Source organism: Mesorhizobium sp. M0184 (genome assembly GCF_040322215.1).
Classification (GTDB): domain Bacteria; phylum Pseudomonadota; class Alphaproteobacteria; order Rhizobiales; family Rhizobiaceae; genus Mesorhizobium.
The window spans coordinates 274,008-289,286 of sequence record NZ_JAMYSZ010000001.1; the positions used below are offsets into that span (position 1 = coordinate 274,008).

Here is a 15,279-nt window from a genome sequence, read left to right on the forward strand (position 1 = left end):
TCAAGAACTTGCCGTTGACGAACCCACGCGCGAGTCATAGAAGAGCATCGACAGTTCCGTGGTGATTTGGCCGGTCGGCTTGCAGCCACGTTAAACAACTTGCTAAAGGGCCGTTTGCATCTTGTAACCGGCTTTGCGAAGGCATGGCCGGTTTTTTGTTGCCCTGACTGGCTGTTGCCCGGACCGGCGGACAACGGAAGGCCGGGCAAGGAGATGTAATGGTCGCTTTGCGCGCTCGAAAAACCAACAACGAGGCCGACCAGCCGTCGAGCCCGGTGTTGCGTTTCGGCGCCGACAAGCCGCTCAAGCTCGACGCCGGCACGCTGCTGTCGCCGTTCCAGATCGCCTACCAGACCTATGGCACGCTCAACGACGCGCGTTCCAACGCCATCCTCGTCTGCCATGCGCTGACCGGCGACCAGCATGTCGCCAACACCAATCCGGTGACCGGCAAGCCGGGCTGGTGGGAGGTGCTGATCGGCCCCGGCAAGATCATCGACACCGACCGTTTCTTCGTCATCTCGTCAAACGTCATCGGCGGCTGCCTCGGATCCACCGGCCCCGCCTCGACAAGTCCCGCCACAGCCAAGCCTTACGGGCTCGACCTGCCGATCATCACCATCCGCGACATGGTGCGGGCGCAGCTGATGCTGGTCGAGCATTTCGGCATCGAACAGCTGTTCAGCGTGCTTGGCGGCTCGATGGGCGGCATGCAGGTGCTGCAATGGGCCTCCAGCTATCCCGAGCGCGTCTTCTCGGCGCTGCCGATCGCCACCGGCGCCCGCCATTCCTCGCAGAACATCGCTTTCCACGAGGTCGGCAGGCAGGCGGTGATGGCCGACCCGGACTGGCACGGCGGCAAATATTTCGAGCATGGCAAGCGGCCGGAAAAGGGGCTGGCGGTGGCGCGCATGGCCGCCCACATCACCTATCTGTCGGAAGCAGCGCTGCACCGCAAGTTCGGCCGCAACCTGCAGGACCGAGAAGCGCTGACCTTCGGTTTCGATGCCGACTTCCAGATCGAGAGCTATCTGCGCCATCAGGGCATGACCTTCGTCGATCGCTTCGATGCCAACTCCTATCTCTACATGACCCGCGCGATGGACTATTTCGATCTCGCCGCCGACCATGGCGGCCGGTTGGCCGATGCCTTCGCCGGCACCAAGACGCGCTTCTGCCTGGTTTCGTTCACCAGCGACTGGCTGTTCCCGACCGAGGAGAGCCGCTCGGTCGTGCACGCGCTGAACGCGGCCGGCGCTTCGGTCTCGTTCGTCGAGATCGAGACCGACCGCGGCCACGACGCCTTTCTGCTCGACGAGCCGGAACTGTTCGCCGCCATCAAAGGCTTCATCGCCTCGGCCGCTCGGGCGAGAGGGCTCGGCGCATGACCCCGAAAAGTTGCAGGCTTTTCGGATCAGGATCATGCGCCAGGCATCAGCGCATGACCCCGAAAAGTTGCAGACTTTTCGGATCAGGACCATGCGCCAGGCAGGAGCCGAACGCATGAGCGTCAACCGCGCCCAGCGCGTCGACCTCGAAGTCGTCGCCGATCTCATCCCGCCGCAGTCGCGGGTGCTGGACGTCGGTTCCGGCGACGGCCTGCTGCTCGAATTGCTTCAGGCGACCAAGAAGGTCGATGGCCGCGGCCTGGAGCTGTCGCAGCGCGGCGTCAACGAATGCGTGGCGCGTGGCCTGTCGGTCATCCAGGGCGATGCCGACAAGGATCTCCAATTCTATCCCGACAAGGGCTTCGACTTCGTCGTCTTGTCGCAGACCTTGCAGGCGACACGCAATCCGAAGCTGGTGCTCGACGAACTGCTCCGGATCGGCAACCGCGCCATCGTCTCATTCCCGAATTTCGGCCACTGGCGGGTGCGCTTTTCGTTGCTCTTCAACGGCCGCATGCCGGTGACCAGGGACCTGCCCTATTCCTGGTACGACACGCCGAACATCCATTTCTGCACCATTCGCGACTTCGTCAATCTGTGCGACGAGCTTGGCGCGACGGTGGAAAAGGCAACCGCGCTCGACGCCAACGGCCAGCGGATCGGCTTCTCGATGCCGTGGTGGTTCTGGAATTTTTTCGGCCAGCAGGCGGTGTTCCTGCTGAAACGATAAGAGCCAATCGTCGCAGATCGTCCCTCTATTCGAGAACGTCGGTGGCCTTGTGGGGGTGCTGGACGCCGTCAACGAAGACCACGTCGGACTGGGAATTGCCGGTACGCAGCGGCAATATCTCCTGATAGGCGGGCGAGTCGTACCATGCACGTGCCTGCTGCCGGTTGGGAAACTCGATGACTATGAGATAGCCCGGCCAGATGTTTTCAACGACTTCCACCTCGCCTCCGTGCACTACGAAGCGGCCGCCAAACGGTTCCAGCGTGGCATCGATCTTGTGCAGGTACTCGACGATCTGCGGCCCCGGCGTGACCTGGCGCATATGGGCGACGGCGTAGGCGGTCATGGCGTATCTCCTTGTGGTCGAAGGCCGGACAACCGGCTTGATGGGAGCAGTTTGCCGAGACGTAGTGCGCTGGTCGATTACCCCAGAGGTAATGACACTGAATACAAAAACCGACGCGCGGCTGCCGTCACCTGAAAGATATTTCCGCCTGGCACCGATGATTTCCACCCACCTGCGCTGTCCTTATCGATGAGCGCGCCTGGATGGTCCGGCGGCCGGGAACGAGAGGTGATCCATGGGATCGTTGCAAAATCAGAATGTCGTCGTCGTCGGAGGCAGCCGTGGTGTCGGCCGCTCGATCGCGGAGGCCGCTCTCAAGGAGAAAGCGACGGTGCTGGCCGTCGCCCGCGGAAAACAGGCCCTGGCGCAATTTGCCTGGGAGGTCTCGGGCGTGAAGACGCTCGCGGTCGATGCTACGGTGGACTCCGCCCCGGATAAGGTCTTCGCCGCGCTTGAGCCGGACGTGCTGGTGATCTGCGCAGGTGCGCTGGCGCCTTCTGCGCCGGTGCATGAACAGAACTGGAAGGCGTTCTCGGCAAATTGGGACACGGACGTCAAGGCGTCGTTCCTGTTTTGCCGGGCCGCTCTGCGGCGTCCGCTCAAGCCGGGGACCCGGATCGTTCTGATCTCCAGCGGCGCGGCCTTGACCGGCGGACCACCGAACGCCGGCGGCTATGCCGGCGCGAAACGCATGCAGATGTTCCTGGCCGGTCATAGCCAGAAGGAGGCCGACCGGCTTGGCCTCGGCCTGCGCTTCATGGCGCTCGCGCCGATGCGCATCATGCCCGAAACCGGCGTGGGCAAGGCCGGCGTCGACAGCATAGCGGCCTATATGGGCATCCAGCCGGCGGACTTCATCGCCGCCATGACCGACATGCAAACGCCGGCCGATGTCGGACGGGCGGTGGTCGCACTCGCCACCGGCCAGCCGCAAGGCAGTTCCTTCATGGTGAGCGGTAGCGGGCTTGCCCCGGCCGCCTGAGCGGCGCGTAATGCAACGCTCGCTCGTAACCGCACAAGCCACATGACAGACGCTCAACCACCTCTGGAACCAGCAGGCCAGCCGATCCTCGATCGGCTGGCCTTCGAGAAGGTCACGGCCGCGCATCGCCGCGAGCTCAAGCTGCATTGTTATCGCATGATGGGTTCGCTGCACGAGGCCGACGACCTCGTCCAGGACACGTTGCTTCGCGCCTGGCGCGCAAGATCGGAGTTCGACGGGCGAGGTTCGGTTCGCGGTTGGCTCTACATGATCGCGACCAACGCTTGCCTCAACGCCATCAAGGCGAGGTCGAGGGCGCGTCGCATTCTCCGGGAACCCGGACGGCCGCCCTCGCACGGGGCGGCCACAGGCGGGCCGGTAGCCGACATCGCCTGGCTTGAGCCCTACCCCGACGCCGAGCTTCCAGACATTGCCGGCAGCGAGCCAGGTCCGGAAGTCCGTTACGAGAGCCGCGAGGCCGTCCAGCTCGCCTTCGTCGCCGCGATCCAGGATCTGCCGCCCAGGCAGCGCGCCGCGCTGCTGCTTGCCGACGTCCTCGGATGGTCGGCCGTCGAGACGGCGCGTTTGCTGGGCGGATCGACGGCTTCGATCAACAGCGCGTTGCAGCGCGCCCGCGCAACCCTTGCAGCGCGCTATCCTCAGGGACGGCCGGCCAGCCGATCACGGCCCAGCCCCGAAGAAGGCCTGCTGCTCGAACGCTACATGCAGGCCTGGCAGGCCGCCAATCTCGACGGCTTGATCGAGCTGCTGCGTGAGGACGCCATCTATACCATGCCGCCTTGGCGTGAATGGTATCAAGGCAGCGAAGCGATCCGCGGTTTCTTCGAGACCGTCTGGCCGAGGTTTGGCGGCTTCCGCACGCTGGCCACCCGCGCCAATGCCCAGCCGGCGGTCGGGGTTTATTCCCGCAGCCACGATGGCCCTGAATGGCGGGCCCATTCCCTGCATGTGTTCGACGCAGCCGAGGGCGGGATCGCTTCCTTGACGATCTTCATAGGGCCGCTCGGGCCATCTCTGTTCCCGGCCTTCGGCCTGCCACCAGCCTAGCTTACCCCTGGGCCAGCCTTATCGGTCAAGTTCCGGGAAATATGGGTCCGAGAAAAACCGCCGGTCGCGCTCGCCTTGCAGGCAGTCGATCGGTGCGTCGATGCGGATCGTCCTCGGATCCACCTTGGGATACTCGATGCCGCTGACCTCGAGGATCAGTTTGCGGCGAGTGGCGGTGGCGAATTCGGAAGCAGCATAGATCGGCAGCACGAACGAGCCCGGCCCGCCGGTTACGCATTCGGCATAATACCGGTCGAGATGGCTGAAGGTGGGTGACGGGCTGATCAGGATCGGCAGCCCGTTGATGACGATGCCCTTCGCCAGCGCCGCATCGCGTGCCGTTGTGACCGGCAAGCCGGTGTTGTTTGGGCCGTCCCCCGAGACGTCGATGACGCGGCGTTTGCCGGTGAAGGCCGTGCCGTTGAAAAGCTCGGCGCCGAAAGCCACAGCACCGGAAATCGAGGTGCCGCGAAAGCTCCTGAACGGGCGGGCCGCGATCTTGTCGGCGAAAGCGTTGGCGCTCTCCTTGCTGTCGACGACCTGCCAGGCAATGACCGCATCGTCGCGGATGGTGCCGGCCCATTCGAAATAGGCGATGGCGATGCGGCCGAAGGTGCCGGCACGCACGGCGTTGATGAAGTCGGGGTGGCGCAGCGCCGCGACATAGCCGGCGCGCTGCAGGGCAAACTCCCTTTCATCCATTGACTGCGAGATGTCGACGGCCAGCACCAGCTCGACATCGACGGCAATTGCATTGGCCGGCGCGGCCGCAGGTGCCGCCGGGGTGCAGGCAAGGCAGGCGAGCAGGGCGAGAGCGTCAAGCATGGCCGATCGGAACGTTCCCATCTGAAACGATCGCGACAGTTTTTCGCCGCGATCGCGGCGAAATAAAGCTTGCCTTCTATTTCTTTCGGCCAGCCGAAACGACAACCGGGGGCGGTTCGATGGCACCTGCCCTGATACGGGCCGGCTTGAGTGGCGGCTGGCCGGCATCCTTGACGATGGTCAACGCCCGCCGGAAGAAGCGGGCATTGTGCTGGCCGCGGCCGATATTGAGGATCGCGGCGTCGGGAAGGCGCTTCTCCAGCATCGACAGCACTTGCCTCAGCGTTGGGCCGTCGAACGCGTCCAGCGCCTCGTCGATGATCACCCATTTCGGCCGTCGCAAGGCCAGCCTGGCAAAGGCCAGCAGACGCTGCTCGTCGTCGCTGAGCTCACGCTCCCAGCGCGCCGAGCGATCGAGCGAGGACGACAGGCGTTGCAGCCCGACATCGGCCAGCACCTCCGAGATCTCGGCATCGCTCGCCTCCGCCGCGCCGTCTGAATGGTTGAGCACCTCGCGCAGCTTGCCGAGCGGGAAATAGGGGGTACGCGGAACAAAGATCGGCGCTTCTCCGGCCGGCATGCCGATGCGTCCGCTGCCCCATGGCCACAGACCGGCAATGGCCCGGAAGAACAGCGTCTTGCCGGCGCCCGGATCTCCGGTGATCATGACCCGGTCGCCGGCGCGGATTTCGACATGCGGCTCGGCAAGCTTGGTGCATCCCTCCGGCGAGGCGACCTCGAGTTTCTCGAAGGTCAGGCTGCCGTCCGGGTTTTCGCCGAACGAAATGCGCCTTTCCGTATGGTGCAGCGCGTCGGTGTCGCCAAGTGCGATGCGAAAGTCGGCGACCCGCATCAGCGTAGCGCGCCAATCGGCGATGCCGCCGATATTGTTGATGAACCAGCGCAGCGACGAATGGACCTGGTTGAAAGCGCCGACTGCCATCATCAAGCCGCCAAAGCTGATATCGCCGGCGAAATAGACCGGTGAGGCGACCAGAATCGGCGCGACGACAGTGATCCAGCCATAGGTGTCGGTAACCCAGGAAAGATTGATCTGGGCGCTGTAGATGCGCCGCATGGCGCCCAGCACCGTGCCGAGATCGAATTCGAGCCGGCGCCTGGCATCGGCCTCGCCATGCGCCAGCGCGATGGCATCGACATTCTCGTTGACGCGAACCACCGAGGAGCGCAGCTCCGCCTCACGCGTATAGCGATCGTTGTTGAAGCGGATCAACGGTCGCCCGACCAGCCAGCTCAACCAGGAGGCGGTGCCAGCATAAAGGATCGCCGCCCAGACCATGTAGCCGGGTATGGCCAGCGAATGGCCGCCTATGTGGAAGACGAAGCCGGAAGACAGCGACCACAGGACCCCAACGAACGAGGCAAGCAGGATGCAGGACTGCAGCAGGCCGATGCCAAGACCGGTGGAAAGATCGGAGAGATGCCCGGCATCCTGCTGCAGGCGCTGGTCGGGATTGACGCCGATGGCGCCGGCATGGGTCAGCCGGAAGGCACGCGCCGGCCGCATCCATTCGTCGATCAGGTCGAGCGTCAGCGCCTCGCGCAGCTTCAGGCGGAGCATCTGGTCGAGCCAGGTCTGGCCGACATTGAGCACCACAAGCCCGCCGGCGATGCCGGCAAAGACCAGTAGCTGATGCAGGAAAGCCGGCATGTCGCGCCGCGCCAGCGCGTCGTAGAAAGGCTGGTTCCAGCGATTGAGCAGAACCTGCCCGATCGAGCTCGCCACGATGACGGCGACGATGCCGATCGCTGCCCAAAGCAATTGTTTTCGCACCGGCGAGCTGGTCAGTGCCAATTTGATTGTTGCCAGCTGCTCACGCAGGCTGCTGGCTTCGATCGACGTGGCAAGCTTCTGGGCGCTGGCCTCGACATCCAGACGATCATCCATCGGTTAAATCCTTGCATTCGCAGCAATGCCAAACCGGTCATAGGGATCGGCCGCACGGCCTTCAATCGGACAGCAAACCTGATATCGTCAGATAGGCGTGAAAAAGCACGTCTCGGATCACGAACGCGTCATCCTGGCGGTGCCGGGTGTTCGGCCCGCGACAGCCGGCCAAGCGTCGGCGCGCCATGCGGCGAGAGAACCGGCACGAAGACGCGGCGGGACGCGCGCTGGGCGACCGGCACGCCTTGATAGAGCCGCTTCTGCGCCTCGACGACGATAACGCCCGAAAAGATCGGCCAGAAGCGCCGGCCGGCACGTTCCAGCACATTGTGGAACTGCATCATGAAACGTCGCGGCGACGGCGGGAAGAACAGCGCATCGGACCACGCCGCCGGCGTGAAATTCGCTTCGCGCAGCAATTCGGTCAGCTGGCCGCGCGAGAACGGCCGGCCATTGCCGAAAGGCGTACGCTCGAAGCGTGCCCAGACGCCGCGCCGGTTGGGCACGACGATGACGACACGGCCGGCCGGCGACAGCACCCGCCAGATCTCGTTCAGCGTCTCGCGTGGGTTCTCGACATGTTCGAGCGAATGGACGAGGAGCATGCGGTCGATGCAGGAATCGACCAGCGGCAGTTCCTCATCGAAGACCAGGGCGGTCGCCGTCGGCCCCGTCGCCGGCCACACCACCGCGCCCTGCGTTGCCGGCATAAAGGCAAAGACGCGCTCGGCATCGCTGCCGAAGCGCTCCAGCCACGGCAAGGTGTAGCCGAGGCCGACCAGCCGCTCGTTGGGCACGACGGCCCATATCGAGGACAGCGCCATGGTGATCGAGCGTTCGGCCAGGCGGCCGAGCGTGGTCGAATAAAACGAACGGAGATCGACAATGTCTGAATGCATGCGCGGGACGGTAGCTTCGAAGCAGTCCAAGTTCAACAAAGGCAGATGACATCGGCTGGCAGGCGCCCTATGTCTGCGGCAATAAAGGGAGAGATGCGATGCCGGTCGAGATCGAACAATTCATGTGCCGCAGCGACAATTTCGGCGTGCTGGTGCACGACCCGAAAAGCGGTCAGACGGCGCTCATCGATGCGCCCGAGGAGGCGCCGATCCTGGCGGCGATCAAGCGCACCGGCTGGACCCCGACGATGATCCTGACCACTCACCACCATCTCGACCATGTCGAGGCCAATCTGGCGCTGAAGGAGCGTTTCAAGCTGCGCATTGTCGGGCCGGAAGCCGAAAAGGCGAAGATTCCCGGCATCGACGAAACCGTCGAGCAAGGCTCGGTCGTCCATCTCGGCGACGAGCGGATCGAGGTCATCGCCACACCCGGCCATACCGCCGGCCATGTCACCTATCATCTGCCGGCGTCGAAAGTGGCATTCGCCGCCGACACGCTGTTTGCGCTCGGCTGTGGGCGGCTGCTCGAATGCAAGCCGCCGGTGATGTACGAATCCCTGAAGAAGCTCGCGGCGCTGCCGGCCGAGACGGTCGTCTATTGCGGCCATGAGTATACGCTGGCCAATGCCCGTTTCGCGCTGACCGTCGACCCGACCAATTCGGCGCTAAAAGAGCGCGCCGCCAAGGTCGAGGCGCTGCGCGCCGACGGCAAACCGACGCTGCCGACGACCATCGGCGAGGAACTGTCGACCAATCCGTTCCTGCGCTGGCACGATCCGGCGATCCGCAGGCATCTCGGCCTCGAGAACGCCTCCGACGCCGAAGTGTTCGCCGAGATCCGCAAGCGCAAGGACAATTTCTGAGCGCAACAGCGATGACCAGTTCCGCCGAAATCATCGCCCTGCTCGGCCTGAAGCCGCATCCGGAAGGCGGCTGGTATGCCGAGACCTTTCGCGACGGCGCGGCAGGCGCCCGCGGCCATTCGACGGCGATCTATTTCCTCCTCGAGAAGGACCAATTGTCGGCCTGGCACCGGGTCAAGGACGCGGCCGAGGTCTGGCATTTCTATGACGGTGCGCCGCTGGCGCTGTCGATACATCGAGAAGGCGGTACCGTCATCGAGGAGATCCTCGGTACGGCGCTTGCCGCGGGCGAGCGGCCGCAGATCGTCGTGCCGGCAGGCTGGTGGCAGTCGGCACGCAGCCTCGGCGAATGGACCCTGGTCGGCTGCACCGTGGCGCCGGGCTTCGATTTCGCCGCCTTCGAACTTGCCGAACCAGGCTGGCTGCCGGGCACGCCCTAGGCACCTAGCCCAGCAGGAAACCCAGCGTGATCGCCAGCTGGCCGGCGTAGTACAGTGCCCAGACCCCATAGCGCACCCAAATGCGGTGCGGCGAGATGGCGGGCAGCAGGAGCTTTTCCGCAGCGAGCAGCCCGTCGGACAGCATGAGCAGGACGATGCCGCCAATGACCCCGACGCTGTTCAGGGTGAGCGCCGCAATGCCCATGGCAAGCAGTGCCGCGGCATGCACATAGATCGGCAAACGCAAGGCCGGGCCGATGCGGCGCTGGAGCGCGAAAACCATCGCCAGCACCGACACGGCCATCGCCAGGGCAATAATTCCTCGCCACGGTTCGGCCGAGAGCAGCCCGAGGCCGCTGCTGGCGCGCAGGAACAGCACGACGTAAAGCACATGCGCGGCAAGAAAACTGGCCGTGCCGCCAAGAAATGCCTTCTCGCCGTCGCGCGACAGGAAGGCGTCGCCGATGGCACTGGCGCCGAGCGCGGCGACGAGCAGCCATGGGCCGCCCTGCTGCACGACCAGCACCGCCAGCATCGCCACCGCCAATGTCCTTGCCGCCGACGGCGAAAGACGCGGCCGCATGCCGAGGCTGAACGCGTAAATCACCGCCGCCGCCAGCGAAAACAGCAGCGTCGCATTGGCATTGGCATCGATGCCGCCGGGAAACGGCATCATGCGTTTGCCTCGCTCGTGGCCCTCTTGCGCAGGAACAGCGATTTCGCCGCCAGTGCCGCGCCGCCGGTGATCAGCACGCAGGCGGCGAGGATGCGCCATGACGGCTCGGCGAAGCCGGCTGATATCAGCACCAGCGTCGACAGCAGCGGCGCGGCATAGCTCGCCGCCCCCAGCACCTGGATGTTGCCGCGCTTGACGCCGATGTCCCAGGCATAGAACGCCGCCCCCACCGGCATCAGACCGAGGCCGAGCACGGCCAGCCACTGGCCGGCGCCGGCGGGCAGCACCGTCTGTTCAAGCAACAGATGGCAGACCAGCGAAAGGGCCGCGGTGGCGGCGCAGAACCAGGTGACGATGCTGGTCGGCACCGACGGGAAGCGCCGCGACAACAGCGAATAGGACGACCACAGCACCGCGCAGACGCCGGCCATGGCGTAGCCGAAGGCATAACGCGCATCGAAGGCAAGCCCGCCGCCCTTGGTGACGATCAGGACCGTGCCGGCAAGGCCGAGCAGCGCGCCGGCGACGTGGTTCCAGGCCAGCCGCTCGCCCGGCATCAGCGCCGACCCCAGCACGATCAGCAGCGGCCACAGATAGGCGATCAGGCTGGCCTCGACGGCCGGCGCATTGCGCAGCGCGGTGAAATAGAAGAAGTGGTAGCCGAACAGGCCGGCAATGCCGATCACCCAGACCTGGCGCGGTATCTTCGCGGCCCCGTCGGCTGCCGGCATGAACAGCCGGGCAACCAGCCCGACGCAGGTGCCGATCGTGAAGGTGATTGCTGAAAGCAGGAACGGCGGCACGGCGCCCGAGGCATCCGTAAGCAGCGCCAGCAGCGCCCACATGGCGACCGCGGAGAAGCCGATCAGTGTTGCGCGCGCCATACCCGTCGCCCCCTGCCCATCGTTGGCGGCGCACCATCACGCCTATTCGTTTGCTTCGAACCGCTCTGCGCTGATCGTCAGCGGGCCGATTTGCGTGCTGACCGTGGCGCGGATCGGCGCATATACGCCGCTTTGGCCGACCGGTGCAAACGTCACCATGATGCGGCTGCGTTTCTTCAGGTAATTCAGCGCCTTGCGGTTCTTGCGGTAGCCGGCCACCGGCTCGAAGCCCAGCCTGCAGGTGACCGTATCGCCCTTGTAGCCGGTCACCGAGATCGACCCTTTGGACTCGTAGGTCAGTTTGAGATCGGCACGCATTTCGCCGTCATAGAGCTTCACCGTGCGCCCGCAGACCTGGTCGAGGCTGTCGGCATGGATGACGGTGGCGGCCATCGGATCGAGGACCGATACGAGATGGCTGCCGACCAGCGGTATCCAATTCTCGGGATTGCGCTTCTTCGGCTCAGGCACGACCTTGGTCGAGGTGACGACGCCGTTGGCAAACTGGATGTCGATCATCGATGCCTTCTTGCCGGACGTGTAGTCGGCGTGGAACGCTTGCGGCTGCAACTGCTTGCCCGAAATCTTGCCCTTCGACGAGATCGTGCCTCGGGTATCGTCGAACAGTGTGGCGAGCCCAGCGGCAGAGACGCTGCCCTCGATCGAATAGGAGTCGCCTTCGTAGTGGCTGGAGAATTTCGCTTTGGCCACGGAAAGGCCGAGGAACGACACCGAATACTCGCCCGTGAAGGATTGCGGCTCAGCGGCCGAAGCCGTTGTCGGCAGCGCGACGGCCAACAGCACGACCAGGGCATGGAGGAAAGAACGAGGCATGGCGGGTCCTTGATTGTCGACCGGACGGGCGGCTCCGGTCTGGCATGTCCCTGTGCGACCGCTTATAGGCTGAATTCCGGCCTTAATGTGAAAGGCGGCGTCGGCAGGCAACGTTGGGGCTGGTCGACGGCCAAAATAAAAAACCCGCCTCGGCGGGCGGGTCGTTGGAGCCAATTAGCACCATACCGAAGTTAGTAGCATAGCTGCCGGCACAAAGCAAGAACAAAATGTGGCCACCTGGAAAATCGCGACAGGTTTGCGCAGCCCCTCATCGCCCTGCCGGGCACTTCTCCCCGTATAGGGACGGGGAGAAGGTCGCCTTGCAAAGGGTTTCGCCAATTTGCGGAGTTGCAGAAGCGCCGAGCCTGCGGCCAAGCCCCTTCTCCCCGTTACTATACGGGGAGAAGGTGCCGGCAGGCGAATGAGGGGCAGCGCCGGCATCGGTCATCTTTTGATTGATTCCCTTGGCACTAACCAACCCCAAGCTTGACGCCTCGGAGAAATGCAACTATGGAACGCCAACTTTTTCCATGAGGCCGCCTGACCGAAACCGCGCGCCACCCGGCGCGGGTCGAATGTTTGGCCAGGACCGAGAACCGAAGGTTAGAACCATGTCCCGCACCTGCGAACTCACTGCCAAGGCAGTCATGTCCGGCAACAATGTGAGCCACGCCAACAACAAGACCAAGCGTCGCTTCCTGCCCAATCTCGTCAATGTGACGCTGATCTCGGAAGCGCTGAACCAGAACGTGCGCCTGCGCATTTCGGCCAACGCGCTGCGTTCGGTCGAGCATCGCGGCGGCCTCGATGCCTTCCTGGCCAAGGCCGATGCCAAGGAATTGTCGCAGCGCGCCCGCCTGTTGAAGAAGCAGATCGCCAAGAAGCTCGCCGAACAGCCGGCCGCCTGAGTTTTTCGGCGGCAGCCGCCTTCCAGGGCGTGATCCGGTTCCGGATCGCGTTCCGCTGGTTCCATTACCCAGGATAAAAAAATGACTTTCCTCTCGCGGTACCTGCCCTTCGTGGCGGCCATGGCGCTCGTCGTCGTGGCCTCGAACATCCTTGTGCAGTTCCCGATGCAGGGTTCAATCGGCGGGTTGTCGCTGGCCGACATCCTGACCTGGGGCGCCTTCACCTATCCGTTCTCCTTCCTGGTCACCGATCTCGCCAATCGCCGTTATGGGCCGGCGGTGGCGCGCAGGATCGTCTTTGTCGGCTTCATGACAGCGGTGGTCTGCTCGATCGTCATCCCACCGCTGCTGTTTCGCCACGGCCTGATCGAATTCGAGACCGCCGCCGACCGGCTGGTGCGCATTGCCGCGGCGTCGGGTGCCGCCTTCCTCACCGCGCAGTTGCTCGACGTCACCGTGTTCAACCGGCTGCGCCGGCAGAGCTGGTGGCGCGCACCGATCGTCGGCACGCTGGTCGGCTCCGTTTTCGATACGGTGGTGTTTTTCACCGTCGCCTTCGCGGCGGCTTTCGCCTTCGCCGGGCCCAACGACGGCTTTGCGCTGGAAACCGCGCCGCTAATGGGCGTGCTGCCGGTCGAGACGATGCGCTGGGTCTCCTGGGCGCTCGGCGATCTCAGCGTCAAGCTGATCATAGCGGTGGTGGCGCTGATCCCCTACCGGCTGCTTGCCGCCCGCTGGAGCCAGCCGGCACTGGCGGCCTAGCCTTGATCCCTTGGGTCCAGCTTGACTCGGCAAAAACGCCTGACGGCGGACAGGAACTCCGCCTGAAGCGGCGCGGCGGCGAATTCTCGATCATGCTTGGCGCGAACGAGCTGATGAACAGCCGGCTCAGCGGTTCCGAAGAGGCGCTTGCGAAACTGTCCTGCCAAAGGATTGCCGGGCGCCGGACCCCAAACATCCTGATCGGCGGCCTCGGCATGGGCTTTACCTTGCGCGCGGCGCTGGCCGAGCTCGGCGACGATGCGCAGGTCACCGTTGCCGAATTGGTGCCGGCGGTCGTGGCGTGGGCGCGCGGCCCGATGGCCGAAGTTTTCGACGGTTGCCTTGACGACCGACGTGTCGGCATTCGTGAGACCGATGTCGGTCAGCTCATCCGATCGCAAGCTTCGGCCTGGGACGCGATCCTGCTCGACGTCGACAACGGCCCCGAGGGCATCGTCTACAAGGCCAACGATGCGCTCTACAGCGCAGCCGGCCTGATCAGCGCGAGAGCAGCTCTCAAGCCCGGCGGTGTGCTGGCGGTCTGGTCGCAGGGCCCTGACACAGGTTTCACCCGAAGGCTCAAGCAGGCCGGCTTCACGGTCGAGGAGGTCAAAGTGCGGGCTCACGGCAAGCGCGGCGCCCGTCACATCGTCTGGCTCGCGAGCAAGGGGCAATAGGCCACCTCGCAATCCGGGCGGGCCGGACGCCGCCCGGTACGCCCACGAACCTCTACTTCGCCTTCTGAAGCTCGGCGGCGAGCGCCTGCAGCAGCCCGCGTGTGCCCTCCTCGCGCCCTTGCGCTGAATCGACGCCATCGAAGAACGCACCCTGTTCGGTATAAGTCAGGCGGGTGCCCTCGCCGGAGGGTGCAAGCTCGACCGTGGTGAGCGACGCCGACAGCGGCTGCGCCCCGACCGCCATCCGGTATGAAAATACGATGCGCCGGTCAGGGACGATGTCCTGGAACTGCGCATCGAGCCTGATCTCCGGGCCGCCCTGGTAGCTGAACCGCGAAACCTCGCCGCCGCCGACACGGAAATCGAAGGTGAACTCGGCGATGGTGAAGCCGTCACCTTCGACGCGCCAGCGCCGCACCGTCGCTTTGTCGGCAAAGGCGAGGAAGACGCGCTCGGGCGATTGCGGATAGGTCCGCTCGATCGTGAAGGTCGAATGGATGACGGAGTGCTCGTCGTTAGCCGGGGCAATCTGGTTCATTTCTTGTCGTCCTTTTCCTGGTCGTGGAGTGTTGCGTTCGGTTGGTCAGTCTCCGCCAGGATCTGGCCGAGACGGTCGAGCTGGCGTTCGGCCGGCGTACGGCGCGCGGCGATCCAGTCGGCGAGCGGGGCAAGCCCGCCGGGCTCGATCCGGCAGGTGCGCACGCGTCCGACCTTCTCGCTGCGGATCAGCCCGCACGCTTCCAGCGCCTGGAGATGCTGGAGCACGGCGGCGAAGGTCATGCCGAACGGCTCCGCCAACTGGCTGACGGTGGCCGGCCCGCGGCTCAGCCTTTCCAGGATTGCCCGGCGCGTCGGCTCGGCAAGAGCCCGCAGGATGCTGTCGATCTCGGAATACTTAAGCATGGACTTGAGTATTTCGCCGATGACACAAATTGTCAAGTCACGGCTAAAGTATTTTTGCAGATCGTGAGAGCCGGCTGGAAAACCCGCGACGCGGGTCATTGCCAGGGGAAATTGCAAGGGAAATTGCCTGCGCTGCAAAACGGGCGCGGAAACGCCAGCGATGCTGTCAGCCAGCAGGCCGG

At 64.5% G+C, this 15,279-nt stretch carries 18 protein-coding genes and 1 riboswitch; of the genes, 9 read left to right on the top strand and 9 right to left on the bottom strand.

All coding sequences use genetic code 11. From position 1 onward, the window contains the following. Positions 1-48: 48 nt before the first annotated feature. Positions 49-126: riboswitch (SAM riboswitch) on the top strand. A 92-nt stretch (positions 127-218) separates the two neighbouring features. After that, positions 219-1,388 carry a homoserine O-acetyltransferase MetX gene (gene metX / locus NKJ23_RS01380; protein WP_352621616.1) on the top strand — a complete coding sequence of 390 codons (1,170 nt, stop codon included), beginning with the start codon at positions 219-221 and terminating at the stop codon, positions 1,386-1,388. 115 nt (positions 1,389-1,503) lie between these two features. Continuing rightward, positions 1,504-2,118, top strand: coding sequence for a methionine biosynthesis protein MetW (metW, locus tag NKJ23_RS01385; protein ID WP_023677909.1), 615 nt, complete (start codon positions 1,504-1,506; stop codon positions 2,116-2,118). Positions 2,119-2,143: 25 nt separating this feature from the next. Here the strand turns inward: metW and NKJ23_RS01390 are convergent, their stop codons facing one another. Then, the gene (locus NKJ23_RS01390) at positions 2,144-2,464 is read right to left on the bottom strand and encodes a DUF1330 domain-containing protein (protein WP_352677772.1); all 321 of its coding nucleotides are present in this window, start codon (positions 2,462-2,464) and stop codon (positions 2,144-2,146) included. A 235-nt stretch (positions 2,465-2,699) separates the two neighbouring features. Between NKJ23_RS01390 and NKJ23_RS01395 the strand changes: the two genes are divergently transcribed. After that, a complete protein-coding gene (locus NKJ23_RS01395) occupies positions 2,700-3,446 on the top strand; it encodes an SDR family NAD(P)-dependent oxidoreductase (RefSeq protein WP_352452472.1) in 747 nt (248 codons plus the stop codon). Between the two features lie 42 nt (positions 3,447-3,488). Next, positions 3,489-4,514: an RNA polymerase subunit sigma-70 gene (locus NKJ23_RS01400; RefSeq protein ID WP_352677774.1), complete on the top strand. Its 1,026-nt coding sequence runs from the start codon at positions 3,489-3,491 to the stop codon at positions 4,512-4,514. 18 nt (positions 4,515-4,532) lie between these two features. Here the strand turns inward: NKJ23_RS01400 and NKJ23_RS01405 are convergent, their stop codons facing one another. The 3 genes from NKJ23_RS01405 to NKJ23_RS01415 all read right to left on the bottom strand — a co-directional run bounded on the left by NKJ23_RS01405 (position 4,533) and on the right by NKJ23_RS01415 (position 8,147). Beyond that, positions 4,533-5,339, bottom strand: a complete 807-nt coding sequence (locus tag NKJ23_RS01405; protein WP_023677905.1) for a DUF1194 domain-containing protein — start codon at positions 5,337-5,339, stop codon at positions 4,533-4,535. Between the two features lie 76 nt (positions 5,340-5,415). Further along, positions 5,416-7,248 (bottom strand): ABC transporter ATP-binding protein/permease, encoded by a 1,833-nt coding sequence (locus NKJ23_RS01410; RefSeq protein ID WP_352677776.1) that lies wholly within the window; start codon positions 7,246-7,248, stop codon positions 5,416-5,418. 128 nt (positions 7,249-7,376) lie between these two features. Next, on the bottom strand, positions 7,377-8,147 hold the full coding sequence (locus tag NKJ23_RS01415) for a class I SAM-dependent methyltransferase (RefSeq protein WP_352570578.1): 771 nt from the start codon (positions 8,145-8,147) through the stop codon (positions 7,377-7,379). 98 nt (positions 8,148-8,245) lie between these two features. Here NKJ23_RS01415 and gloB point away from each other — a divergent pair, with 98 nt between their 5' ends. Both gloB and NKJ23_RS01425 read left to right on the top strand, forming a co-directional pair. Continuing rightward, the gene (gloB, locus tag NKJ23_RS01420) at positions 8,246-9,013 is read left to right on the top strand and encodes a hydroxyacylglutathione hydrolase (protein WP_352570579.1); all 768 of its coding nucleotides are present in this window, start codon (positions 8,246-8,248) and stop codon (positions 9,011-9,013) included. A gap of 11 nt (positions 9,014-9,024) precedes the next feature. Continuing rightward, the gene (locus tag NKJ23_RS01425) at positions 9,025-9,453 is read left to right on the top strand and encodes a cupin domain-containing protein (RefSeq protein ID WP_352570580.1); all 429 of its coding nucleotides are present in this window, start codon (positions 9,025-9,027) and stop codon (positions 9,451-9,453) included. 4 nt (positions 9,454-9,457) lie between these two features. Here the strand turns inward: NKJ23_RS01425 and NKJ23_RS01430 are convergent, their stop codons facing one another. From NKJ23_RS01430 to NKJ23_RS01440, 3 genes are read right to left on the bottom strand one after another with little or no spacing between them, the layout of a single operon-like run. Beyond that, positions 9,458-10,129, bottom strand: coding sequence for a lysoplasmalogenase family protein (locus tag NKJ23_RS01430; protein WP_352677778.1), 672 nt, complete (start codon positions 10,127-10,129; stop codon positions 9,458-9,460). Next, positions 10,126-11,013, bottom strand: a complete 888-nt coding sequence (yddG, locus tag NKJ23_RS01435; RefSeq protein ID WP_352677780.1) for an aromatic amino acid exporter YddG — start codon at positions 11,011-11,013, stop codon at positions 10,126-10,128. The genes NKJ23_RS01430 and yddG overlap by 4 nt, the downstream gene beginning before the upstream one ends. 42 nt (positions 11,014-11,055) lie before the next feature. Then, positions 11,056-11,847, bottom strand: a complete 792-nt coding sequence (locus NKJ23_RS01440) for a DUF3108 domain-containing protein (RefSeq protein ID WP_352677782.1) — start codon at positions 11,845-11,847, stop codon at positions 11,056-11,058. 611 nt (positions 11,848-12,458) lie between these two features. Here NKJ23_RS01440 and rpmB point away from each other — a divergent pair. From rpmB to NKJ23_RS01455, 3 genes are all read left to right on the top strand, one after another. Continuing rightward, the gene (gene rpmB / locus NKJ23_RS01445; protein WP_006328411.1) at positions 12,459-12,755 is read left to right on the top strand and encodes a 50S ribosomal protein L28; all 297 of its coding nucleotides are present in this window, start codon (positions 12,459-12,461) and stop codon (positions 12,753-12,755) included. Positions 12,756-12,836: 81 nt separating this feature from the next. Continuing rightward, positions 12,837-13,517, top strand: a complete 681-nt coding sequence (locus NKJ23_RS01450; RefSeq protein WP_352677784.1) for a queuosine precursor transporter — start codon at positions 12,837-12,839, stop codon at positions 13,515-13,517. Between the two features lie 2 nt (positions 13,518-13,519). Further along, on the top strand, positions 13,520-14,194 hold the full coding sequence (locus tag NKJ23_RS01455) for a spermidine synthase (protein ID WP_352677785.1): 675 nt from the start codon (positions 13,520-13,522) through the stop codon (positions 14,192-14,194). A 52-nt stretch (positions 14,195-14,246) separates the two neighbouring features. Here the strand turns inward: NKJ23_RS01455 and NKJ23_RS01460 are convergent, their stop codons facing one another. Together NKJ23_RS01460 and NKJ23_RS01465 are read right to left on the bottom strand one after the other, a co-directional pair. Beyond that, on the bottom strand, positions 14,247-14,732 hold the full coding sequence (locus tag NKJ23_RS01460; RefSeq protein ID WP_352677786.1) for an SRPBCC family protein: 486 nt from the start codon (positions 14,730-14,732) through the stop codon (positions 14,247-14,249). Beyond that, entirely contained in the window at positions 14,729-15,097 is a 369-nt protein-coding gene (locus NKJ23_RS01465; protein ID WP_352677788.1) for an ArsR/SmtB family transcription factor, read from the bottom strand. Before NKJ23_RS01465 ends, NKJ23_RS01460 begins: the two co-directional genes overlap by 4 nt. Positions 15,098-15,279: the final 182 nt, after the last annotated feature.

What these genes read in the sequence shown, in the direction of transcription:
- NKJ23_RS01425 (WP_352570580.1), top strand. Translation starts at nt 9,025, where the DNA reads ATGACCAGTTCCGCCGAAATCATCGCCCTGCTCGGCCTGAAGCCGCAT.
- gloB (WP_352570579.1), top strand. Translation starts at nt 8,246, where the DNA reads ATGCCGGTCGAGATCGAACAATTCATGTGCCGCAGCGACAATTTCGGC.
- NKJ23_RS01465 (WP_352677788.1), bottom strand. Translation starts at nt 15,097, where the DNA reads ATGCTTAAGTATTCCGAGATCGACAGCATCCTGCGGGCTCTTGCCGAG.
- NKJ23_RS01410 (WP_352677776.1), bottom strand. Translation starts at nt 7,248, where the DNA reads ATGGATGATCGTCTGGATGTCGAGGCCAGCGCCCAGAAGCTTGCCACG.
- yddG (WP_352677780.1), bottom strand. Translation starts at nt 11,013, where the DNA reads ATGGCGCGCGCAACACTGATCGGCTTCTCCGCGGTCGCCATGTGGGCG.
- NKJ23_RS01440 (WP_352677782.1), bottom strand. Translation starts at nt 11,847, where the DNA reads ATGCCTCGTTCTTTCCTCCATGCCCTGGTCGTGCTGTTGGCCGTCGCG.
- NKJ23_RS01405 (WP_023677905.1), bottom strand. Translation starts at nt 5,339, where the DNA reads ATGCTTGACGCTCTCGCCCTGCTCGCCTGCCTTGCCTGCACCCCGGCG.
- NKJ23_RS01450 (WP_352677784.1), top strand. Translation starts at nt 12,837, where the DNA reads ATGACTTTCCTCTCGCGGTACCTGCCCTTCGTGGCGGCCATGGCGCTC.
- rpmB (WP_006328411.1), top strand. Translation starts at nt 12,459, where the DNA reads ATGTCCCGCACCTGCGAACTCACTGCCAAGGCAGTCATGTCCGGCAAC.
- NKJ23_RS01395 (WP_352452472.1), top strand. Translation starts at nt 2,700, where the DNA reads ATGGGATCGTTGCAAAATCAGAATGTCGTCGTCGTCGGAGGCAGCCGT.
- NKJ23_RS01460 (WP_352677786.1), bottom strand. Translation starts at nt 14,732, where the DNA reads ATGAACCAGATTGCCCCGGCTAACGACGAGCACTCCGTCATCCATTCG.
- NKJ23_RS01390 (WP_352677772.1), bottom strand. Translation starts at nt 2,464, where the DNA reads ATGACCGCCTACGCCGTCGCCCATATGCGCCAGGTCACGCCGGGGCCG.
- NKJ23_RS01400 (WP_352677774.1), top strand. Translation starts at nt 3,489, where the DNA reads ATGACAGACGCTCAACCACCTCTGGAACCAGCAGGCCAGCCGATCCTC.
- metW (WP_023677909.1), top strand. Translation starts at nt 1,504, where the DNA reads ATGAGCGTCAACCGCGCCCAGCGCGTCGACCTCGAAGTCGTCGCCGAT.
- NKJ23_RS01430 (WP_352677778.1), bottom strand. Translation starts at nt 10,129, where the DNA reads ATGATGCCGTTTCCCGGCGGCATCGATGCCAATGCCAATGCGACGCTG.
- NKJ23_RS01415 (WP_352570578.1), bottom strand. Translation starts at nt 8,147, where the DNA reads ATGCATTCAGACATTGTCGATCTCCGTTCGTTTTATTCGACCACGCTC.
- metX (WP_352621616.1), top strand. Translation starts at nt 219, where the DNA reads ATGGTCGCTTTGCGCGCTCGAAAAACCAACAACGAGGCCGACCAGCCG.